This window comes from Streptomyces pinistramenti, assembly GCF_020564935.1.
Classification (GTDB): domain Bacteria; phylum Actinomycetota; class Actinomycetes; order Streptomycetales; family Streptomycetaceae; genus Streptomyces; species Streptomyces pinistramenti.
Genome location: NZ_JAJCXB010000009.1, coordinates 24534 through 46217, shown reverse-complemented (window position 1 = coordinate 46217; position 21684 = coordinate 24534). Strand labels below are relative to the sequence as shown.

Here is a 21684-nt window from a genome sequence, read left to right as displayed (position 1 = left end):
GGTTCCCGGGGTGCGCTATGGCATCCGTCACGGGGGTGGCGGAGTGTAGCAGATAGCCCCCGAGTGCTTGTGAAGGGGCTCACGAGCGACCCCCCAGGCAGGGGTGGATACTCGATTGCATGAGCACCACGGAGCGTCCCAGGATCCTCGTTGTAGGCGGTGGGTACGTAGGCCTGTACGCGGCACGCCGCATCCTCAAGAAGATGCGGTATGGCGAGGCGACCGTCACGGTCGTCGACCCGCGCTCGTACATGACGTACCAGCCCTTCCTCCCTGAAGCTGCGGCCGGCAGCATCTCTCCCCGCCACGTCGTGGTTCCGCTACGACGCGTGCTGCCCAAGGCGGAGGTGCTCACCGGCCGGGTGACCACCATCGACCAGGACCGCAAGGTCGCCACGATCGCCCCGCTGGTGGGCGAGGCGTACGAGCTGCCCTTCGACTACCTGGTCATCGCGATGGGCGCGGTCTCCCGTACCTTCCCGATCCCCGGCCTGGCCGAGAACGGCATCGGCATGAAGGGCGTGGAAGAGGCCATCGGCCTGCGCAACCACGTTCTGGAGCAGCTGGACAAGGCTGACTCCACGACCGACGAAGAGGTCCGCCGCAAGGCGCTGACCTTCGTGTTCGTCGGCGGCGGCTTCGCGGGTGCGGAGACCGTCGGCGAGGTCGAGGACATGGCGCGCGATGCCGCCAAGTACTACAACAACGTCAAGCGCGAAGACATGCGCTTCCTGCTGGTCGATGTCGCCGACAAGATCCTCCCCGAGGTGGGCCCGAAGCTCGGCGCCTACGGCAAGGAGCACCTTGAGGGCCGTGGCGTCGAGGTCTACCTCAAGACCGGCATGGACTCCTGCGTCGACGGTCACGTCGTGCTGAACAACGGCCTTGAGGTCGACTCCAACACCCTCGTGTGGACCGCGGGTGTCAAGCCGAACCCGGCGCTCTCCCGCTTCGGTCTGCCGCTGGGCCCGCGCGGTCACGTGGACACCGGCGCCACCCTCCAGGTGCAGGGCACCGACTACATCTGGGCCGCAGGCGACAACGCCCAGGTCCCGGACATGGTCGGCCGCAAGGCGGGCAACGAGAACGCCTGGTGCCCGCCGAACGCCCAGCACGCGCTGCGTCAGGCCAAGGTCCTCGGCGACAACGTCGTGTCCGGCATGCGCGGCTTCCCGCAGAAGGAATACAGCCACGCCAACAAGGGTGCGGTCGCCGGTCTCGGCCTGCACAAGGGCGTCGCGATGATCGTCCTGGGCAAGACCAAGATCAAGCTCAAGGGCCGGCTCGCCTGGTACATGCACCGCGCGTACCACGGCATGGCCATGCCGACGTTCAACCGCAAGATCCGGGTCTTCGCCGACTGGACCCTCGCGATGTTCCTCAAGCGCGAGGTCGTCTCGCTCAGCGCCATGCAGAACCCCCGCGAGGAGTTCTACGAGGCGGCGAAGCCGGCGCCGAAGCCCGCGGCCGCGGCCGACAAGCCGAAGGCCAAGGCTTCCTGACACCTCGGTCGGGGTCATCCGACCAGCCCGAAGGGCGTCCGCCATCCGTGGGGCGGGCGCCCTTCGGCGTGTGCGCCGTAGCGGCCGCCGTGCCTTTTGCTGTTCCCTTACGCATGAACGGGACTAATTCGGCGCCCAATTGGCGTTTACGTGGTGGGTGAAACTTGTTTGCCCCACGTCAACACGGAGGTGTGCGACATGGCCGACGCCGCTGGACGGCTCACCAAGCTCGCCGAGGAGGTGCTGGGAACACCGCTCCCGGTCCGCATTCGCGCCTGGGACCGCAGCGAGTCCGGCCCTCCGGGCGCCCCCGCGCTCGTCTTCCGCAATCGCAGGGCGCTGCGCCGCCTGCTGTTCAAACCGGGCGAGCTGGGCCTGGCCCGCGCCTGGGTGGCCGGCGACATCGACGTGGAAGGTGACCTCTACGAGGCCCTCGACCTGCTGGCCGGGCTGATCTGGGAGCGCGGCACCGCGGCCCCCGCCCCGCAGCGCGCGCCGCTGCTGCGCGCCCTGGCCCGCCCCGAGATCCGGGCCGCGGTCAAGGAGTTGGTCACCCTCGCGGGCGCCCCGGTCCCGCCCGCGCCGCCCGCCGAGGAGGCCAGGCGCCGCCGCGGCCCGCTGCACACCCTGCTGCGCGACAAGGAAGCCATCAGCCACCACTACGACGTCGGCAACGACTTCTACGAGCTGGTGCTCGGCCCGTCGATGGTCTACTCCTGCGCCTACTGGGACACTCCGGACGGTTCCCTGGAGGACGCCCAGCGGGACAAGCTCGACCTGATCTGCCGCAAGCTCGGCCTCAAGGAAGGCCAGCGGCTGCTGGACGTGGGCTGCGGCTGGGGCTCGATGGTGCTGCACGCAGCCCGCGAGTACGGCGTGCGCGCGGTCGGCATCACCCTCTCCGAGGAGCAGGCCGCCTACGGGCGCAAGCGCATCGCGGACGCCGGGCTCGCCGACCGTATCGAGATCCGGGTGCAGGACTACCGCGAGATCCACGACGAGCCGTTCGACGCGATCTCCTCGATCGGGATGGCCGAACACGTCGGGCGGGCGCTCTACGCCGAGTACGCGAGCGCCCTGTACGCCCTGCTGAAGCCGGGCGGCCGGCTGCTCAACCACCAGATCGCCCGGCGGCCGCTGGAGGACGAAGACGCCTACCACGTCGACGAGTTCATCGACCGGTACGTCTTCCCCGACGGCGAGCTGGCCCCGATCGGCGGGACCGCGGGGGCCCTGGAGGACGCCGGATTCGAGGTGCGGGACGTCGAGGTGCTGCGCGAGCACTACGCGCTGACGCTGCGCCGCTGGGTCGCCAATCTGGAGGAGCACTGGAGCGAGGCGGTGAAGCTGACGACTCCGGGGCGGGCCAGAGTGTGGCGGCTCTACATGGCCGCGTCCGCGCTGTCCTTCGAGCGCAACCGCATAGGGATCAACCAGGTGCTCGCGGTGCGTACGCCGGAGTCGGGCACGTCAGGGCTGCCACTGCGGCCGCGGGAGTGGCGGGGCTGAGGCCACCGCCCTGCCGCTGTACGGATGAGGGCCCCGCACCACGACCTGTGGTGCGGGGCCCTCATCCGTAACGGGCGGCGGCTGCTCCGCCTACTCCGCCTTGATCGCCGCCAGCATGTTCAGCTTGGCCGCGCGGCGGGCCGGCCAGAGTGCGGCCAGGACACCGACCAGTGCGGCCAGGGCCAGGAAGAGGCCCATCCGGCCCCAGGGCAGCACCAGTTCGTAGGTGCCGAGCGAGCCGGCGATCAGCTCGCCCGCCGCCCAGCCGAAGAACACTCCGAGGCCGATGCCGAGCACCCCGCCGAACAGCGAGATGACCAGCGACTCCAGGCGCACCATCCGCTTGATGCCGGAGCGGTCCAGGCCGATGGCGCGCAGCATGCCGATCTCCTGGGAGCGCTCGAAGACCGACATCGCCAGGGTGTTGACGACGCCGAGCACCGCGACGATCACCGCCATGGCCAGCAGGCCGTAGAGCATGTTCAGCATCAGATTGATCATCTGCGCGATGCCGTCGGACACGTCCTTCTTGTCCTGGACGGCAATGGCGGGATTGTCACCCAGCGCCTTGACCAGCGAGTCCTTGCCGGCGTCGGAGACGCCGGCCTGGGTCTTGACCATCACCTGCATGTCGGCGGCGTGCTTCTGGTGCGGGGCCAGGACGCCGTTGTCCAGGATGATGCCCTTGATCATCTCGTTGCCCTCGTAGACACCCGAGACGGTCAGCGCGCCCTTCTTGCCGTCCTCGAACGTCACCGGGACGTGCGAGCCGACCCGCCAGCCCTTCTCCTTGGCCGTGTCCGCGTCCACCACGGCCGCGTCGCCGCGCAGCCCGTTCAGGCCGCCGCTGGTGAAGTCGAGCCGGGTGAGCGCGCCGAAGTCCTTGCCGTTGACGCCGGTCAGGTACTCGGTGACGGAGCCGATGCGGGCGGGGGAGTTGCGCAGCGGGCTGGAGGCGGTGACCTCGTCGAGGCTGCCGATCTTCTTCGCGACGTCCGGCGAGAGCGGCGTCATGCCGGCCATGGAGACGATGTAGTCGGCCTTCAGCGAGTCGGTGGCCATCTTGTCGATGCCCTTCTGCACGCTGCCGGCGATCACCGTCAGGCCGGTGATCAGCGTCAGGCCGACCATCAGCGCGGAGGCGGTGGCGGCCGTACGGCGCGGGTTGCGCACCGCGTTCTGCCGCGCGAGCTTGCCGGAGATGCCGAACATCCGCAGGACCGGCGAGGCCAGTGCGATCAGCGGGCGGGACAGCAGTGGCGTCAGGATGAAGACGCCGATCAGCAGGAGCACCGCGCCCAGGCCCATCAGGGCCTTGCCGTCGTCCATGCCTGTGGCGGCCAGGACGGCAGCGGCGCCCGCGCCGGCGAAGAGCGCGCCGAGGGTGTTGCGGACCACCAGCGACTTGGTGGTGGCGGCGGCGTGCACGCTGTTCATCGCGGCGACCGGCGGGATCTTCGCGGCCCTGCGGCCCGGCAGCCAGGCGGCCAGCACGGTCACCACGATGCCGACGACCAGCGAGGTCAGGACGGTGGAAGGGGAGATCACCAGCGGCCCGTCGGGCACCGTGGCGCCGGTGCCGTTCATCAGCGCGCGCAGCCCGGCGCCGATGCCGATGCCCGCGGCGAGACCGGCGACGGCGGCGACGGCGCCGACCACGACCGCCTCGATCAGCACCGAGCGGGTCACCTGGCGGCGGCTGGCGCCGACCGCGCGCAGCAGTGCCAGTTCCTTGGTGCGCTGGGCGACCAGCATGGTGAAGGTGTTGGCGATGATGAAGATGCCGACGAAGAGGGCGATGCCGGCGAAGGCCAGCAGGCCGGTCTTCATGCCGTCCATGCCCTGGGCGATCTGCTTCGCCTGGTCGTCGGCGAGCTGTCTGCCGGTGGTGGCCTCGGCGGCGTTGTGCGGCAGGATCGCGTCGACCGCGGTCTTCAGCGCCTGCTGCGAGGTGCCCGGGGCGGCCCGGACGTCGATCTCGTCGAACTCGCCCGGGGTGCCGAGGAGTTGCTGCGCGGTGGCGGTGTCGAACAGCGCGAGGCTGCCGCCCGCGGACACCGCGCCGTCGTCGGTGGTGAAGATGCCGGTCAGCTTCTCCTTGCGGACCGGTCCGTCGACGGAGATGCGTACGGTGTCGCCGACCCGGTAGCCGGCCCGATCCGCGGTTTTGGCGTCCAGTGCGATCTCGCCCGCCCGCTGGGGGGCGGCGCCGTCGCGCAGCGGGTAGCGGGCGTCCTTGCCGTCCGCGCCGGGGTAGTAGTTGCCGCCGAGGGTCGAGAAGCCGTCGCCGATCAGCTTGCCGTGCTTGTCGGCGACGGCGGTGAAGCCGGAGACGCTGCCGGTGGCCGACGCGGCGCCCGGCAGCTTCCCGGCCTTGTCGAGCAGCTTGTGGTCGAGGCCGGGGGCGGCGCCGGGGTTGCCGGCCGCGCTGTCGGAGCGGTGCGGCTGGATGGCGACGTCTACGGAGTCGTAGCCCTTTTGGGAGCTGGCCTGGAAGGCGTCGGAGATGGTCGAGGTGAAGACCAGGGTGCCGGAGACGAAGGCCACGCCGAGCATCACGGCGAGGGTGGTCATCAGCAGCCTGGCCTTGTGCGCAAGCACGTTGCGCAAGGCGGTACGGAACATGGGTGAGTCAGTCCTGAAGAAGAGGTCCGAGGTACGGGCGGCGGCTGCTGCGGGTCAGCTCGTACGCCCCTTGGCGTCGAAACCCTTCATGCGCTCCAGCACCAGGTCGGCGGTCGGGTCGGGCATGTCGTCGACGATCCGGCCGTCGGCGAGGAAGACCACGCGGTCCGCGTAGGAGGCGGCGACCGGGTCGTGGGTGACCATGACGACGGTCTGGCCCAGCTCGCGGACGGAGTTGCGCAGGAAGCCCAGCACCTCGGCGCCGGAGCGCGAGTCGAGGTTGCCGGTGGGCTCGTCGGCGAAGATGATCTCCGGCCGGGAGGCGAGGGCGCGGGCGACCGCGACGCGCTGCTGCTGGCCGCCGGAGAGCTGGCTGGGGCGGTGCTTGAGGCGGCCCGCAAGGCCGACGGTCTCGACGACGCGGTCCAGCCAGGCGCGGTCCGGCTTGCGGCCCGCGATGTCCATCGGCAGCGTGATGTTCTCCAGCGCCGTCAGGGTCGGCAGCAGGTTGAACGCCTGGAAGATGAAGCCGATCTTGTCGCGGCGCAGCTGGGTGAGCTTCTTGTCCTTCAGGCCGGTCAGCTCGATGTCGCCGATCCGGGCGGAGCCGCCCGATATCGCGTCAAGTCCCGCCATGCAGTGCATCAGCGTCGACTTGCCGGAGCCGGAGGGGCCCATGATCGCGGTGAACTGGGCCTGGCGGAAGTCGACGGAGACGGCGTCCAGGGCGACCACCTGGGTCTCGCCCTGTCCGTAGACCTTGGTGAGATCCGTGGCGCGGGCGGCCACCGCGGTGGCGCGGGTGGCGGTGGAGACGCCGGAGTGGGTGGTGGTCACGGGGAAGTGCTCCTGTCGGGACGGCGGCGGTACGGGCGGTCCGCCGGGTGTACCGGAGGACCCTTCCATCGTCGGCCAGGAGAAGGGGCACGGACGTCAGCCCGTGTGACCGTCCTGGGGGAGCCTTGCGGCGTAGCCGGTCCGGCGGCCGTCATCCCTTGGGAGGAGACGGACCCTGAGGACGGCCGCTGAGCGACGCGCCCCGCACACGCCTGGAGGCGGCGCCCCCGAGGGCCGTCGAGCAGGCATCGACTTTCCGTCAATTCGGGCACGGAATGCGTTTCGGAAGGTTGCGGCGAAGGGGGCCATCAGGCATGTGACAACGGCCTGTACCCGTCACTGATGCACCCTCAGTTGCCAATAAAATAAGACAACCTCGGGGTCGCTGGCCGAAGTGCGTAGTGCCCTGCGGGCTACGCTCGTGCTGCCCTCTTTGAGGGGCCATGGGGGAGCCCAGGCCCGGATGGTGGAATGCAGACACGGCGAGCTTAAACCTCGCTGGCCTTCGGGCCGTGCCGGTTCAAGTCCGGCTCCGGGCACGCCCACCAAGAGCGACCTAGATCCGCCCCTGACCTGCGGAAATGCTCAGGTCTCCGGCGTTCGCCCGGCCTGCGTCGGGAGCTCGGGGTGACGTGACGGGGCGCGACGGGAACGTGCTGCCAGCCGTCGGCCGAGTGGTAAGCGCGCGCCCCGGAATGCACCGCGCCGGGATCTTTCCGGGAATCCGGTCAAAGGGCGCGATACGCCGTGGTCGACCGTGCGAGTGAAGGCCGTTTACGAAGCGCGCGACCGTGCCGAAAAAAACCCTCCTGAATGTTCCGGAGTGGTACAGGACTTGTCCCGGGATCACCCCCGCCACCACAGGACGCACGCCTGGCGGGCGGCTCCGCGGGCTCGCGCCGTGCGGGACCGCCCCGGTTGCCCAGATGAGTGAGTCCGAAGTCGTGCCTGCCTGGCGGGGTCTGGCAGGCACGCTCGCGGCGTTGTCGTCACGCGCCGAGGCTCCGCGTCGCCTCCCTCCTCCGCCTTGCGATCACACGCACCAGACCCCGCCAGGCCCGCCTCCGGGCGGACGACACGACTTCGGCTCGCTCATCTAGGCGGCGGGCAGACCGGTCGCCTGGGCGGCGTGACAGGTGACGCAGAGCAGCTGCCGGGCGAGGGCGGGGCCGTGGGCGACGCCCATGCCGTTCAGGCGGTGGACCACCGGGCGGATCATGCGGAGGTGGTCGGGGCAGAGGCCGGATCCGCAGCAGTGGCACATGGCGACCGCGGACGTGTCGGCCTTCTCGGTGGCGTGGCAGTCGTAGCAGTTCATACGAGTTCTCCTTCCGGTGCGGGGCTGGCTTACGGGTGGGCGCGGTGCCGCGGTACGGGGGCGCAGCCGGCGTCCTGATGGGCCGTCCGGTCCCGGTGGCCCGCCGCCGCCCGCTTGGCCTCCGCGGGGCCGGCCCGTAGCGGTGGCGGGGCCTGCGTCCCGCGGACGACGGCACCGGTCGCCCTCCGCACCAGTGATCCGCGGTCCGTGCCGGGGGTGTTTCCGACCCGGCGGCACGCGGCGATGAACCGTGATGCCAGTTCCTGGTCGTGGCGCCAGACCACGGCGATGTCCGTCCGGAGCCCCGGCGGACCCAGCGGGCGTACGCGCAGGTCCGCGCTGAGGCTCAGCCACTCGGCGATGCCGCGGTCCATGTACGACATGCCGGCGCCCGAGGCCACAGCCGCGGCAAGGTTGATGTAGTCGGGCTCCTCCCATGCGACCTGGGGGGAGCGCTCCCGCCGGATGACGTCCAGGACCCGGTCGTAGAGCCCGGGGGCCTGCGAACGGGGCCACATGAGGAGCGGAAGATCCAGCTCCGGCTTCCCCTCCGCCGCGCGGCCGGCCGCCTCGCCGCCCGGGAGGACTTTGACCAGTTCCGAGTCGCCCACCACGGACAGCCGCAGGTCATCCGCCTCGACGGGCGGCCTGACGAACGCGAAGTCGACCTGCCCCGCGCGCACCAGGCCGATGTTCCGTTCCGACCAGCCGGATTCGACGGAGACCGGGGCGGTGTTGCGGGCGCGGAACTCCGCGACCATCTCGCGCTGGAGCAGGGCGTGTCCCGAGAGGCTGAAGGCGACGCGTACCGGACGCCGGTGCCCCGCGGCCGCGTCCTTGATCCGGGCCCTGATCGCGTAGGTGCGTTGCAGGAGCAGTGGCGCTTCCTCCTGTAACGCCTCGCCCGGCGGGGTCAGTGACATCCGGCGGCTGCTGCGGCTGAGCAGCTTTGCGCCCAACTCCTCCTCCAGCACCTTCATTTGGTGCGAGAGGGTGGGCTGGCTCACCTGGCAGCGCTGGGCCGCTCTCCCCAGGTGAAGTTCGTCGGCCACGACGACGAAGTACTCCAGTCGCCGCAGTAAACCGGAGAAGTTCGGTGCAGATCCCCCGTCATCTTTCACGCGCACGGCCTCCCGCCTCGACAGCTTGGAGCGGTCGTCCACATGCCCTGTCATGCATGACGCCCTTGAGGGCGTTGACCGCTAACAAGGTATCCACATTACGAAAAACCCTTTCCGCAGGCGGTCAGGAGTCTAGCTGTATTAGACAGAGTCCAGTCAAGGACCGAGTCCAGTCAACTCCTTAGTGACCAGGGCGAGTTGGAGGCGATGCCTCCGCTTTCCCGGCGGGTTCGGCTTCCGGTTCCGGTGCAGGTCCTGTGCCTGATCACCGGTACCCATACTTGAGCCCTGCGGTGCGGCCGTCGCCCCATGTCGGCCAACTTCCTGCCCCCGGCATACCGCCCCGTGATGTGACACACGTCATATTTTGCGCCGCGAAAAGGCGTCCAACCTGCTCTCTTGGCGATCGTCTATGGAGCTATAGAGCAGATTTATTGGACTGTTCGAGACACCCCATGGAACTGTCGCTGCCGTAAGCGTGGATCGGGCACGGCCGGACATCCCGCTGCGAAGCAATCGGATGTAATCGGGACGGGGGACTTCGATATAAGACGCATCGCATGGCGAACTCATCGATGTGCGCACGGCGTGCCGGTCCCTGCGTGACGATTTCCGCAGCCCATTTCCGCAGCCAGGTGAATCACAACAGCAGGCAGTGCTTCCTTTCTTTTCCAGAGTCTGATCCGTCCTGTCCAGACTGTCGTCCCAAGGGTAATTCCCCGAGCGCAGGAGGTAAGATGATCGGAGAGTTGATCAGCAAGGACGATCGATTCCAGGAGATCCTGGAGCGTCTGAATCGCAAGTCGGTCGAGGACTATTACAACCCTTACCGTATGTTCGACTGGCCGGAATCCCTGCCGGAGAACCGGTGGTGGATGAGCCCTCAGCTCACGACCACGTACGGGACCGACGTTGCCGCCGAATTGGATCAGGAGCAGCTCTACCGCCTGTCACGATGCGAGAGCATCAACTTCTACAGCCTCAACGTGGACGGAATCCGTGAGCTGATTGTCGAGGTGACCCGGCGCATCCACACCCGGGGCTTCGAGATTCCGTCCGAGTTCTTCCACCACTTCATCGGTGAAGAGAACGAGCACATGTGGTTCTTCGCCGAGTTCTGCCTGCGTTACGGCAAAAAGCTCTACCGGCAGATGGAGCCCGCAGGGGACGGGGACTCGTGGCCCGAGGCCGCCAGCTTCCTGGTGTTCGTGCGCATCCTCCTCTTCGAGGAGCTGGTCGACCACTTCAACAGCACGATGGCGGCCGACGAGCAACTGCACGACACCATCCGCGCCGTCAACCGGATTCACCACCAGGACGAGTCCCGGCACATCGCCTTCGGACGCGAACTGGTCTCCCTGCTCTTCGAGGACCTGAAGTCGAAGGCGACGGAAGAGCAGCTGCTCCAGATTCAGGAATACGTCAAGCGTTACCTGAACTACAGCTTCGAGTCGCTGTTCAACCCGCAGGTCTACCGGGACGCCGGAATTCCCGAACCGTTCGCCGTACGACGGCGCCTGCTGGCCTCGCCGCGCAGTGCGGAGTTCCAGCAGCAGGTGTTCCGCAAGCCGCTGAACTTCCTCATCAAGACCGGGATTCTGCAGGACCGGGACCTGATGCCCGCAGAGCGGGGGGCCGCGTGACCGCGTCGATCTCGACGGCTCAGGGCGGCGCACTCACCATTCTCGACCCCGACCAGACCGACCTGCTGCGCGAACTGGACCGCACCCTCACCCGCTGGGCCCATGAGGCCGGCGCGCGGGAAATCATGCCGCCGCCCGTCTACCCGCTCCGCGACCTGGAGAAGTTCGACGTCTACGAGAACTTCCCGCACCTGCAATTCGTCGGCGGCCCGCTGGACGTGAGCGGCACTCCGCCGAAGCCGGTGCAGGGCGCCTTTGCGTCCGGCGATGTCGAGCCCCCGTTCCTCGGGCTGCCGCACTCCACCTGCTACGGCGCCTATCTCTACGTCGAGAACCGGGCGGTGGCTCCCGACACCACCCTCACTCTCATCAACCGGTGCTTCCGCAACGAGGACAAGTACGAAGGTCTTCGGCGGCTGCTCAGCTTTCAGATGAGAGAGATCGTGGCGATCGGAACGCTGGAGCACACGCAGGAGATCAATGCGCTTTTCACCGACCGGATCGAGCGGTTCGCCAAGGACCTCGGTATTGAGCTGATCAAGGAGGTGGCCACCGACCCGTTCTTCGAACGCGACAGCGGCCGCGCGCTCCTGCAGCGGCTCAGCCCGGTCAAACACGAATTCCAGGCCGACGGCCTGGCCATCGCCTCGGTCAACACCCACCGGAATTTCTTCGGCGAACGGTGCCACATCACCGTCGAAGGCACGGGCGAGCACGCCTACACGGGCTGCGTCGCATTCGGCCTGGAACGGTGGCTGGCGGTCCTGAGCGACCTGTTCGACGGAGATCTGAAGCGCGCCCGCGCCGCCGTCGACGCCGCCTCGTGATCCGGGTCGGTGTGGACCTCGTTCCCGTCGCCCGTGTGCAGGCCATGGCCGACGCGGGCGACAGCGGCCCGCTGCATCTGATGCTCACCTCGGCGGAAGCGGAACTGAGCCGCTTCGCCACCGGGTGGGACCTTCACGGCGTCGCGGGACGCATCGCGGCCAAGGAAGCGGTGTTCAAGCTTTTGCACGTCGCCGACCGCACGCTTCCCTGGCAGTCCATCGAAGTTCTGAAGACCACCGGGAAATGGCCCACCGTCCGGCTCAGCGAGCCGGCGAGCACCTGGGCCGCCGAAGCCGGCATCGAAGCCATCGACGTCAGCATTTCCCACGAAGACCAGTTCGCCGTCGCCGTCGCAGCCGGTGCGGCGGGATTCCCCACGGATAAGGAGACGTTCCATGCCGAGCACCACCTCGTCCAACGTTGACGCAGTGCGGAACTGGCTTCTGGCCAAGCACCCCGAGCGCGAATCCATCGCCCCGGACGAAGACCTCATCGCCGCTCGCTTCGTCGACTCGCTTTCCTTCGTCGAGTTCGTCCTGACGATCGAGGAGGCCAGTGGCGTGGAGATCGACCGTGAGGCCATCGATCTGGCCGACTTCCGCACGCTGTCGGCCATCCAGAAGAAGTTTTTCTGATGGGGCGTTTGCTCTACGCCGAAGACTACGAGAAAGGCGCCCGCCACGAACTCGGGTCGCACAAGGTGACGGCCGAAGAGATCATCGCTTTCGGCCAGACCTACGACCCGCAGCCGTACCACATCGACGAGGCGGCGGGGCGTGCCTCGGCCTTCGGCGGCCTGATCGCCAGCGGCTGGAACACCGCGGCGATCTGGATGCGCCTGTATGTGACGACCTTGCTGCCCGATGCCGCGGCCGAGGGCACGGTCGAGGGCTCACCCGGAGTGGACGAAGTCCGCTTCCTGCAACCGGTCCGTCCGGGCGACGTGCTGACCGGCACGTGCGAAATCATCGCGTCCCTGCCGTCCCTTTCCGCGCCCGACTTCCGCATCGTCCGCAATCGCGGACGTCTGCTGAACGCGGACGGAGCCGAGGTGCTGACGCTGATCCTCAACGCCCGGTTCCGGTGCCGGCCCAAGAACTCCTGACCAGAGACCCTCTCTAGAAACGGAGCCAGTCATGGAGACTGTGTCCTACACGTCGCAGTGGACCGCGGCCGCCCGCGCGCTGGAAAGCGAGCGGAGCGACGCGCTTTTCGAAGACCCGCTGGCCCGGCCGCTCGCCGAGCCGCGTGGATTCGAGCTTCTCGACAAGTACGGCGGCGGCGGCCTGGTCGAGTTCGTGGCCGTCCGCACCCGCTATTTCGACGACACGATCAATGACCTGGTCGGAAAGGGAATCCGGCAGGTCGTGCTGATCGCGGCCGGCATGGACACCCGCGCTTTCCGCCTGCGGCTCCCTGACGACGTCACCGTCTACGAGGTCGACCACCAGGCCCTGATAGACGAGAAGGAGAAGCGCCTCGCCCAGCTCGGGGCGCCGAAGCCGACGGTCAATCTGCGGCGCGTCGGGGCGGACCTGGCAGGGGACTGGTCGGCCACGCTGCGTGCCGCCGGCTTCGACCCTTCGCTGCCGACGCTGTGGGTTCCCGAGGCCCTGCTGTTCTTCCTGACCGAGGAGCAGTCCGCCACGCTGATGCGTACCTTCGCGGACAATTCCGCCCCCGGCAGCTGGGTCGCGGTGGACATTCTGAGCAAGTCGCTGCTGCGCGGCCCGGCCACCCAGATCTTCCTTTCCGCCCTCAAGGAAGACGGAATTCCGTGGCTCTTCGGCACCGACGAGCCCGAGGAGTTCATGGCCGGCACCGGCTGGACCGTCCGGGAACTCAAGGAGCCGGGCGAGCCCGGCGCAGGTGAAACCCGCTGGCCGTACGCCGTCCAGCCGCGCGACGTCAAGGGCGTGGCGCGCAACTGGCTGCTGCGCGCGGAACTCGCGTAAGCACATCCGTCCCAGCGGCACGGCCCCCCGGGGCCGTGCCGCTCTCGGCGCGTGTGCCGACCATCCGTCAAGCGAAGGGAAATGTGGCATGACCGAGCGTCGTCGGGTGACGACCACGGACAGCGGTATCCCGGTATCGAGCGACGAGTATTCCCAGTCCGTCGGCTCCAACGGCCCGTTGCTGCTGCAGGATCACCACCTCATCCAGAAACTGGCGGCCTTCGACCGTGAGCGTGTCCCCGAGCGGGTCGTGCACGCCAAGGGCGGCGGCGCTTACGGAGTTCTCGAAATCACCGAGGACGTCAGCCAGTTCACCAAGGCAAACGTATTCCAGCGCGGCAAGCGCACGGACCTGTTCCTGCGTTTCTCCACGGTCGCTGGTGAACTCGGCTTCGCGGACACGGTGCGTGACCCGCGCGGTTTCGCGGTCAAGCTGTACACCGACGAAGGCAATTACGACATCGTCGGAAACAACACCCCGATCTTCTTCATCCGTGACCCGCTGAAATTCCCGGACTTCATCCACTCGCAGAAGCGCCGTGCCGACAACCATCTGCACGACAACAACATGCAGTGGGATTTCTGGACGCTCTCGCCGGAGTCGGCGCACCAGGTCACGCTCCTGATGTCCGACCGCGGTACCCCGTTCTCCTGGCGGCACATGAACGGCTACGGCAGCCATACGTTCCTGTGGTACAACGCCGCCGGCGAGAAGTTCTGGGTGAAGTACCACTTCAAGACGGACCAGGGCATCAAGAACTTCACCCACGACGAGGCGGCGGCCGCGGCCGCCGATGACCCGGACGCGCACATCCGGGACCTCCACCGGTCGATCGACACCGGCGACCACCCGTCCTGGACCCTCCAGGTGCAGGTCATGCCGTTCGCGGACGCCGTGGACTACCGGTTCAACCCGTTCGACCTGACCAAGATCTGGCCGCACGAGGACTACCCGCCGATCGACATCGGCACCCTGACCCTGAACCGGAACCCGGAGAACTACTTCGCCGAGGTCGAGCAGGCCGCGTTCGAGCCGTCGAACCTGGTGCCCGGGATCGCGCCGTCGCCGGACAAGATGCTCCAGGGCCGGCTGTTCAGCTACCCCGACACCCACCGCCACCGGATCGGCGCCAACTACCTCCAGCTGCCGGTCAACCGGCCGAGGAACGCGGTGCACTCCTACAACCGCGACGGCGCCATGCGCTTCGACAACCCGAGCGACCCCGTGTACGCGCCCAACAGCGCGGGTGGCCCGGCCGGCGACCCGGGCCTGCTGGCCGGCGAGGGCTACGAGGTCACCGGGGAACTGGTGCGCAGCGCCCACCGGCTGCGCACCGAAGACGACGACTTCGGCCAGGCCCGCGCCCTCTGGGAAAAGGTCCTGACCGAAACGGACCGCGCGCACCTGGTGACCAACATCGTCGCGCACGCCTCCGCGCCCGAGGTGCACACGGCGATGAAGGAACGCGTCGTCGCGTACTGGAACCACGTCCACAAGGACCTGGGCGCCCGCGTTGCCAGGGGCCTGGGTGTCAACGGCAAGTAATCACGAACAGCGTCGCGAGGAGCAGACCATGAGTGCAGCCGAGAACGTCACACTCCGGCGGCTCGCCTGGGCCGGCGTCGAAGTGGCCGCCGGAGACCGGCGGGTGGTCATCGATCCCCTCAAGAACACCGCGGACCTCGCGGGCTTCCAGGGGCTGCCGAAGCGCCCCCTGCCCGACATCGAGGCGTCCCCCGGGGTGCGCACCCACGCCGTCATCACCCACATCCACCCCGACCACTGCGACCGGGAACTGCTCGCCGGCATCGCCGCCGACGACGGCGGCACCGTGGGCTGCCACACCCCGATCCTCGGCATCCTGGACGGGATGGGGGTGACCGCCACCCCGCAGGAACTGGGCGAGCAGCGGCAGATCGGGCCGTTCACCACCATCCCGGTGGCCTCCCACGACTGGCGCGGCGACGACCAGGTCGCGTGGATCGTCGAGACCGAGGGCCTGCGCATCATCCACTTCGGCGACACCATCTGGCACGGCCGGTGGTGGCAGATCGCGAAGGACCACGGCCCCTTCGACGTCGCGTTCCTGCCGATCGCCGGGGTGCTGACCCAGCGCGAGGGGTTCACCCCCACCAACCAGCCCGCCACGCTCACCCCGGAGCAGGCCGTCGAAGCGGCCGTCGTGCTCGGGGCGAAGACCGCCTGCGCGATCCACTACGAGCTGTTCGACAACCCGCCGTACTACGCCGAACAGGACGACGTGCGGGGGCGTTTCCTGCGGGCCGCCAAGGCCAGGGGCGTGCACGCCGTCGCTCCCGGCGACGGGGAAGCCGTGCCGTTCACCACCGCCGCCTGACGACAGCACCCCCGCATGCCCACCGGGCCGTCGCCCGCTCCGCTCCTGCCTCCCCGGCACCGGTCGGAGGCGACGGCCCGGTGGTGCGCACCCCCGGAAGGACCGCTCGTGACCCCACCCCCTGAACCGGCAGCCCCCGCTTCGCCGCCCCACGAGACCGCGGACCTGCCCGCCGCGGCCGGCCCCGGCCCCGGCACGCACCCGAACCGGCGTCACCTGATCTGGTACGCGCTGGCGGTGCTGCTGGTCGGGATCAACATGCGGCCCGCCATCGTGGCGGTCTCCCCGCTGCTGGACGAGATCCGGCACGTCACCGGCCTGTCCAACGGCGGTGCCGGCGTGCTGTCGACGCTCCCGCTGATCTGCTTCGGCATCTTCGCGCCGCTCGCGCCCCGGCTGTCCCGCCGCTGGGGCATGGAACGCACCCTGGTGGCGGTGCTCGCGGTGCTGCTGGCCGGCACCGCGGTGCGCCTGATCCCGGAGCTGTTCCCGCTGTTCGCCGGCTCGTTCCTGGTCGGCACCGCGGTGGCGGTCGCGAACGTCGTCATCACCGCGCTGATCAAGCGGGACTTCCCGGAGCGGGTCGGGCTGATGTCCGGCCTGCACACCACCATGCTGGTCGGCGGCGGCGCGGTCGCGGCCGCCACCACCGTCCCGCTGCGGGACGCGCTGCCGCTGTCCTGGGCCGGCGGCCTCGCCGTCTGGGGCGTCCTGGCGCTGGTGGCGCTGGTGGTGTGGGTGCCGCGGCTGCGGCGCGGACGGGAGCAGCCGCCGGTCCCGGTGCAGGCCGGCGGTTCGATCTGGCGCTCCAAGCTGGCCTGGGCGGTCGCCCTCTTCTACGCGTTCCAGTCGCTGCTGTACTACACCGCGACCACCTGGCTGCCGTCGTTCTACATCGACCACGGCTACACCGAGGGCGGCGCCGGGGTGCTGCTGGCGGTCTGCATGGGCTCCGCCGTGGTCACGTCGGTCCTGGTGCCGCTCTGGGCGCAGCGCTCCCGGCAGCAGAGCTACCTGGCGGTGTGGGGCACCGTGCTGTGCGTGGCCGCCTTCGTCGGCCTGATCGCGGCGCCGACCGGGGCGGCCGTGCTCTGGGCCGCCGTCCTGGGCCTCGGCCTGGGGGCGGTGCTGTCCCTGGGCATCACCTACATGTCCCTCTGCGCCCGCACCACGCACGAAGCGGGGCTGCTGTCGGCGATGTCCCAGTGCGTGGGCTACCTGCTGGCGGCCGTCGGTCCCACCGCGTTCGGCGCCGCCCGCGACCTGACCGGCGCATGGACCGCGGGGCTGATCGCCCTGGTGGTCCTGGCGGTGCCGATGGGCCTCACCGGAGCGCTCGCGGGGCGCGGCGGGCACATCGCCCGCTAGGGCCCATGGGTGAGGGGCGCCGTCCCGATCGGGGACGGCGCCCCTCACCCGGCCCGGGGAGCCGGGCACCTTTGCGGGCTCCCGTACGTACTCCTCGTGGCGTAGATAAGCCCCTGGAAATCAGGGGAAGATCATGCCCAAGAAGTAGGCATATGTCTTTGCCAAGCCATTACCCTGTGGGGAAGGCCGCGCAGGGCGGCCATGGAGGAGTGAGATGAGGAGCAGCAACCCGGTCTTCTCGCGACGGGGGTTCAGCCGCGACACCGGCTACGCGGGCTTCAACGCGCCGCCGAAGGCCGGGGGCCCCGCAGCCGACCCGTACGCAGGAACCAACCCCTACGCCCAGGGCGCGGCGCAGGCCGCCACCCAGGCACCGCCGCAGTACACGCCGCAGACCCGCCCGATGACGATGGACGACGTCGTCGCGCGCACCGCCATGACGCTCGGCACGGTCATCGCGGGCGCCACCGTCGGCTGGCTCTTCCTGACCGACAACCTCGGCTTCGCCCTCGGCGCCGGCCTGGTCGCGATGGTGCTGGGCCTCGTCCAGTCGTTCAAGCGCAAGCCCTCGCCCGCGCTGATCCTGTCGTACGCCGTGCTGGAGGGCCTGTTCCTCGGCGCCCTCAGCGGGTTCATCAACGACCTGCCGAAGATGAACGGCGCGCCCATGCAGGCGGTGCTGGGCACCATGGCGGTGTTCGTCACCATGCTCATCGCCTACAAGACGCGGATCGTCCGGGTCACCGCCCGCTTCACCCGCTTCGTGATGATCGCCGCCATGGGCTTCGTGCTCCTGTCGCTGGTCAACTGCCTGTTCATGGTGTTCGGCGGTGGGGACGGCCTCGGCTTCCGCAGCGGCGGCATGGGCATCCTCTTCGGCCTGGTGGGTGTGGTCCTCGGCGCGCTGTTCCTGGCGCTGGACTTCAAGCAGGTCGAGGACGGCGTCGCCTACGGCGCCCCGCGCGAGGAGTCCTGGCTGGCGGCGTTCGGCCTGACCCTCACCCTGGTGTGGATCTACCTGGAGATGCTGCGCCTGATCTCGATCCTCCGGGACTGATCCGGCAGGCCGCGTCCCCGGCGACGGGCAGCGGCGGCGCACGAAGGCCCCGCGGGCAACTGCCCGCGGGGCCTTCGGCGTTCCCGCTCCCGGCGGGCTCAGCGCTTGCGGGCGGCGCGCCTGAGATCGTGCTCATGGACGATCGCCTTGGCGTGCCCGTACGCGAGCTGGTGCGCGCCGCGCAGCCAGCTGACCCGTTCGTCGAAGCGGAAGAGCGCAGGGCCCTCATCGACGGTGCGCAGCCATTCGGAGATTTCCCGGCCGGTGCAGTGCGGGATACGGGAGAGCAGATTCCGGTGGGTTTCTTCGGAGAACATCTGAGACATCGGCGCCTCCGGACGCGTTCGATGCTGGACTTCAGCACACCGTGCCTGAGCGTTCGAGCGTTGGCAACCACCTGTGGGTGGCGCATAGGCTCACGCCGTGCTTGACGTAACGCCTTTGCAGAATGCCGTGGACGCCTTCGCCGACCGCCTCAGGTCGCTGCCGCAGAGCACGCTCGGCCGCGGCGCCGCGGCCGAAGCGCTCGCCCTCGCACGGGAGTTGGCCGACCGTGCGCAGCGCATCGAGAGCCCGCAGCGGGAGCCGTACGTGCTGCCGGACGCCGGGATGTTCGCGGTCGGCGACCAGCTCGCGGTGGCCGGTCACGACCTGGCCGAAGCGCTGCGGAACGCGAGCGCGGCCCCCGCCGGTGAACTGGCGGAGGCCGTGGGGAAGGTCCGGGAGACGGCGGGGCGCTGGTAGCGCGGGCCGGGCCGGGTCAGAGCGAGGCGATGACGCGGTCGGCCAGGATGTAGACGCTCTGCTGCCGGCCCTCGCCCCAGGCGAAGGTCAGCGCGTACGCGCCCGAGATGCCGGAGCCGCCCAGCAGGACCGGGGTGTGGCCGTCGCGCAGGGCGTCCGCGACGCTCTCCGAGGTCTCGCGGTGACCCGGCGTCAGACACAGTGTGGTGCCGTCGGTGAAGACGTAGACGTCCAGGGTGCCCAGCGGGCCCGGCCGGACGTCGGCGAGCGGGACGCTCTGGTCCGCCAGCTCCTCAAGGCGTGCGACGGTGCGCTCGTGATCGCCGACCACCGGCACGGGGGAGAAGTCCGGATGCGAGGGGTGGCGCCTGCGGGCGGCGGCCAGTTCGGCGGACTCGGCGTCGTCGCCGGGCTCCCACTCCGTCGCGTCCAGGGAGTCCAGGGCGTCGACGGGCTCCAGCGCGGCGAACGACTCCAGGCCCGCCAGATCCGCCTGGCGGGGCAGGAACGGCTGGTTGTCGAAGTGGTCCAGATCGAGCCGGTCGGAGAACTCGCGCTGCTCGGTGCGCGCGTCCAGCGGGCCCTCGTCTCCGAGGCCGGTCAGGCCGCCCAGCAGCGACGGGGTGTCGGCGGCGTCCCTGGCCTCCTGTGCGGCCCAGAACGCGCGGGCCTCCGTCAGTTCCCGCTCCCGTTCATCGGCGAGCGCTTCGGCTACCGCCGTCCGTATGTCGGCCAGCGGCGTCTCGGCCACCGGGGCCGGCCGGGCGGCCGGGATCAGTCCTCCGGCGGCGGCGCCGTTCCGGGCGGCGAGCAGTTCGGCGCGCAGCTCGGTGAGCTGCCGGCGCAGTGCACGGACGGTGTGCAGCGCCGCGGCTCCCAGGGCCACGGCGACTCCCGCGGCCAGGAGCAGGGCGACGGTGGTGACGCTCATGCGCCCTCCCCGCTTCGCTCGGCGGCCCCGTATGCGCGGGTCGCGTGCCTGTCGATGGTCAGCCCCCGGCCGACGGCCGCGGGGACCTCCTTGCTGCGCTCGCTCACTGGCGTACTCCTGATAGCAGAATGTCCCTCGACTTCTACATCAGCCTGCCGGTCGTCGGCGACCGTTCCCAGTGCGCTATGTCCCGAAATGGAGGGGCCTTAGGGCCTCGTATGAACGAGTGACCCCCCGCTGACCTGCAAGAACCCGATTTACTCGGGGCGTTGGTCACAATCCTGGCGGCGATTGGGTCGCGATCTTGTCACTGGGTGACCCACGTCACCAGGGGGTCGCCGTGCGTGCCCGCGCGACGCCGAAGGGTGCGCAGGGGTGGGGAGTTGACCCGTCCCTGCGCACCCTCGGCCGCTCGCGCTCAAGGTCGCGCTGCGGCTCAGCTCAGCCGCTCGTGTTCATGGTCGCGCTGGGCTTCGCCTCCGCTGCGGGCAGGTGCCGCCTTCGTCCCTCAGGCGACCCCTACCCTCCGCTGCGGCTCAGCTCAGCCGCTCGTGTTCATGGTCGCGCTGGGCTTCGCCTCCGCTGCGGGCAGGTGCCGCCTTCGTCCCTCAGGCGACCCCTACCCTCCGCTGCGGCTCAGCTCAGCCGCTCGATGACCATCGCCATGCCCTGGCCGCCGCCCACGCACATCGTCTCCAGGCCGAACTGCTTGTCGTGCCACTGAAGGGAGTTGATGAGGGTGGTGGTGATGCGGGCGCCCGTCATGCCGAAGGGGTGGCCGACGGCGATGGCGCCGCCGTTGACGTTCAGCCGGTCCAGGTCGATGCCCAGGTCGCGGTAGGAGGGGATCACCTGGGCGGCGAACGCCTCGTTGATCTCGACCAGGTCGATGTCGGAGACGGCGAGGCCGGCCCGCCGGAGTGCCTGCTTGCTGGCCTCGACCGGGCCGTAGCCCATGATCTCGGGCGAGAGGCCGGAGACGCCGGTGGAGACGATCCGGGCCAGCGGGGTCAGGCCCAGCTCGCGCGCCTTGGTGTCGGACATGACGACCAGGGCCGCGGCGCCGTCGTTCAGCGGGCAGCAGTTGCCCGCGGTCACCAGACCGTCCGGGCGGAAGACCGGCTTGAGGCCGGAGACGCCCTCGACGGTGACGCCGGCGCGCGGGCCGTCGTCCTTGGCGACGACCGTGCCGTCGGGCAGCGTGACCGGCGTGATCTCCCGCTCCCAGAAGCCGTCCTTGATGGCCTGCTCGGCGAGGTTCTGGGAGCGGACGCCGAACGCGTCCATGTCCTGGCGGGTGATGCCCTTGAGGCGGGCGAGGTTCTCCGCGGTCTGGCCCATGGCGATGTACGCGTCGGGGACCAGGCCGTCCTCGCGCGGGTCGTGCCAGCCGGCGCCCTCCTGCTCCGCGCGGGACGCGGTGCGGGACTCGGCGTCGGCGAAGAGCGGGTTGTGGGTGCCGGGCATGCCGTCGGAGCTGCCGTTCACGGAACGGGAGACGGTCTCGACGCCGGCCGAGATGAAGACGTCGCCCTCGCCCGCCTTGATGGCGTGCAGCGCCATGCGGGTCGTCTGGAGGGAGGAGGAACAGTAGCGGGTGACGGTGCAGCCCGGCAGGTGGTCCATCCCCATCCGGACGGCCACGATCCGGCCGAGGTTGTGGCCCTGCTCGCCGCCGGGCAGGCCGCAGCCGAGCATCAGGTCGTCGATGTCGGCCGGGTCCAGCTCGGGCACCTTGGCCAGCGCGGCCTCGATGATGTGCGCGGTCAGGTCGTCGGGCCGCAGGTCCTTGAGCGAGCCCTTGAAGGCGCGGCCGATCGGGGAGCGGGCGGCTGAGACGATCACGGCTTCGGGCATCACGGCTCCATGAGGTCGAGAGGGTGCGGTGC

Annotated in this window: 20 protein-coding genes and 1 tRNA gene; 14 read left to right on the top strand and 7 right to left on the bottom strand. The window is 69.5% G+C overall.

All coding sequences use genetic code 11. From position 1 onward, the window contains the following. Positions 1-119: 119 nt before the first annotated feature. Positions 120-1502 carry an NAD(P)/FAD-dependent oxidoreductase gene (locus LIU39_RS09115; RefSeq protein ID WP_227046092.1) on the top strand — a complete coding sequence of 461 codons (1383 nt, stop codon included), beginning with the start codon at positions 120-122 and terminating at the stop codon, positions 1500-1502. 198 nt (positions 1503-1700) lie between these two features. Further along, entirely contained in the window at positions 1701-3011 is a 1311-nt protein-coding gene (locus tag LIU39_RS09110) for an SAM-dependent methyltransferase (RefSeq protein WP_227046091.1), read from the top strand. 90 nt (positions 3012-3101) lie between these two features. On the opposite strand, the gene LIU39_RS09105 is transcribed toward LIU39_RS09110, so the two are convergent. Together LIU39_RS09105 and LIU39_RS09100 are read right to left on the bottom strand one after the other, a co-directional pair. Then, positions 3102-5636 (bottom strand): ABC transporter permease, encoded by a 2535-nt coding sequence (locus LIU39_RS09105; RefSeq protein WP_227046090.1) that lies wholly within the window; start codon positions 5634-5636, stop codon positions 3102-3104. Between the two features lie 54 nt (positions 5637-5690). After that, positions 5691-6473: an ABC transporter ATP-binding protein gene (locus LIU39_RS09100; protein WP_227046089.1), complete on the bottom strand. Its 783-nt coding sequence runs from the start codon at positions 6471-6473 to the stop codon at positions 5691-5693. 457 nt (positions 6474-6930) lie between these two features. Here LIU39_RS09100 and LIU39_RS09095 point away from each other — a divergent pair. Beyond that, positions 6931-7012 (top strand) — tRNA-Leu (locus tag LIU39_RS09095). Between the two features lie 557 nt (positions 7013-7569). On the opposite strand, the gene LIU39_RS09090 is transcribed toward LIU39_RS09095, so the two are convergent. Both LIU39_RS09090 and LIU39_RS09085 read right to left on the bottom strand, forming a co-directional pair. Next, positions 7570-7791, bottom strand: a complete 222-nt coding sequence (locus LIU39_RS09090) for a DUF2180 family protein (RefSeq protein WP_227046088.1) — start codon at positions 7789-7791, stop codon at positions 7570-7572. Between the two features lie 29 nt (positions 7792-7820). Then, a complete protein-coding gene (locus LIU39_RS09085; RefSeq protein WP_227046087.1) occupies positions 7821-8966 on the bottom strand; it encodes a LysR family transcriptional regulator in 1146 nt (381 codons plus the stop codon). 683 nt (positions 8967-9649) lie between these two features. Between LIU39_RS09085 and LIU39_RS09080 the strand changes: the two genes are divergently transcribed. The 10 genes from LIU39_RS09080 (at position 9650) to LIU39_RS09035 (ending at position 18120) form a co-directional block, all read left to right on the top strand. Next, a complete protein-coding gene (locus LIU39_RS09080; protein ID WP_227046086.1) occupies positions 9650-10555 on the top strand; it encodes a diiron oxygenase in 906 nt (301 codons plus the stop codon). Next, positions 10552-11382, top strand: coding sequence for a class-II aminoacyl-tRNA synthetase family protein (locus LIU39_RS09075; RefSeq protein ID WP_227046085.1), 831 nt, complete (start codon positions 10552-10554; stop codon positions 11380-11382). The genes LIU39_RS09080 and LIU39_RS09075 overlap by 4 nt, the downstream gene beginning before the upstream one ends. Beyond that, positions 11379-11807 carry a holo-ACP synthase gene (locus tag LIU39_RS09070; RefSeq protein WP_227046084.1) on the top strand — a complete coding sequence of 143 codons (429 nt, stop codon included), beginning with the start codon at positions 11379-11381 and terminating at the stop codon, positions 11805-11807. The genes LIU39_RS09075 and LIU39_RS09070 overlap by 4 nt, the downstream gene beginning before the upstream one ends. Next, a complete protein-coding gene (locus tag LIU39_RS09065; protein WP_227046083.1) occupies positions 11779-12018 on the top strand; it encodes an acyl carrier protein in 240 nt (79 codons plus the stop codon). The genes LIU39_RS09070 and LIU39_RS09065 overlap by 29 nt, the downstream gene beginning before the upstream one ends. Then, complete coding sequence (locus LIU39_RS09060) at positions 12018-12488, top strand: MaoC family dehydratase (RefSeq protein WP_227046082.1); 471 nt, start codon at positions 12018-12020, stop codon at positions 12486-12488. The genes LIU39_RS09065 and LIU39_RS09060 overlap by 1 nt, the downstream gene beginning before the upstream one ends. A gap of 31 nt (positions 12489-12519) precedes the next feature. Beyond that, complete coding sequence (locus LIU39_RS09055) at positions 12520-13338, top strand: SAM-dependent methyltransferase (protein ID WP_227046081.1); 819 nt, start codon at positions 12520-12522, stop codon at positions 13336-13338. 88 nt (positions 13339-13426) lie between these two features. Continuing rightward, the gene (locus LIU39_RS09050; RefSeq protein WP_227046080.1) at positions 13427-14884 is read left to right on the top strand and encodes a catalase; all 1458 of its coding nucleotides are present in this window, start codon (positions 13427-13429) and stop codon (positions 14882-14884) included. A gap of 28 nt (positions 14885-14912) precedes the next feature. Beyond that, positions 14913-15695 carry an MBL fold metallo-hydrolase gene (locus LIU39_RS09045; RefSeq protein WP_227046079.1) on the top strand — a complete coding sequence of 261 codons (783 nt, stop codon included), beginning with the start codon at positions 14913-14915 and terminating at the stop codon, positions 15693-15695. A gap of 108 nt (positions 15696-15803) precedes the next feature. Continuing rightward, positions 15804-17063 (top strand): CynX/NimT family MFS transporter, encoded by a 1260-nt coding sequence (locus LIU39_RS09040; protein ID WP_227046078.1) that lies wholly within the window; start codon positions 15804-15806, stop codon positions 17061-17063. Between the two features lie 214 nt (positions 17064-17277). Next, on the top strand, positions 17278-18120 hold the full coding sequence (locus tag LIU39_RS09035) for a Bax inhibitor-1/YccA family protein (RefSeq protein ID WP_227046077.1): 843 nt from the start codon (positions 17278-17280) through the stop codon (positions 18118-18120). 98 nt (positions 18121-18218) lie between these two features. On the opposite strand, the gene LIU39_RS09030 is transcribed toward LIU39_RS09035, so the two are convergent. Beyond that, a complete protein-coding gene (locus tag LIU39_RS09030; RefSeq protein WP_227046076.1) occupies positions 18219-18446 on the bottom strand; it encodes a DUF4287 domain-containing protein in 228 nt (75 codons plus the stop codon). 97 nt (positions 18447-18543) lie between these two features. Between LIU39_RS09030 and LIU39_RS09025 the strand changes: the two genes are divergently transcribed. Continuing rightward, entirely contained in the window at positions 18544-18864 is a 321-nt protein-coding gene (locus tag LIU39_RS09025; RefSeq protein WP_227046075.1) for a hypothetical protein, read from the top strand. Between the two features lie 16 nt (positions 18865-18880). Here the strand turns inward: LIU39_RS09025 and LIU39_RS09020 are convergent, their stop codons facing one another. Then, the gene (locus tag LIU39_RS09020; protein WP_227046074.1) at positions 18881-19795 is read right to left on the bottom strand and encodes a hypothetical protein; all 915 of its coding nucleotides are present in this window, start codon (positions 19793-19795) and stop codon (positions 18881-18883) included. A gap of 636 nt (positions 19796-20431) precedes the next feature. Continuing rightward, the gene (locus LIU39_RS09015; RefSeq protein WP_227046073.1) at positions 20432-21652 is read right to left on the bottom strand and encodes an acetyl-CoA C-acetyltransferase; all 1221 of its coding nucleotides are present in this window, start codon (positions 21650-21652) and stop codon (positions 20432-20434) included. Positions 21653-21684: the final 32 nt, after the last annotated feature.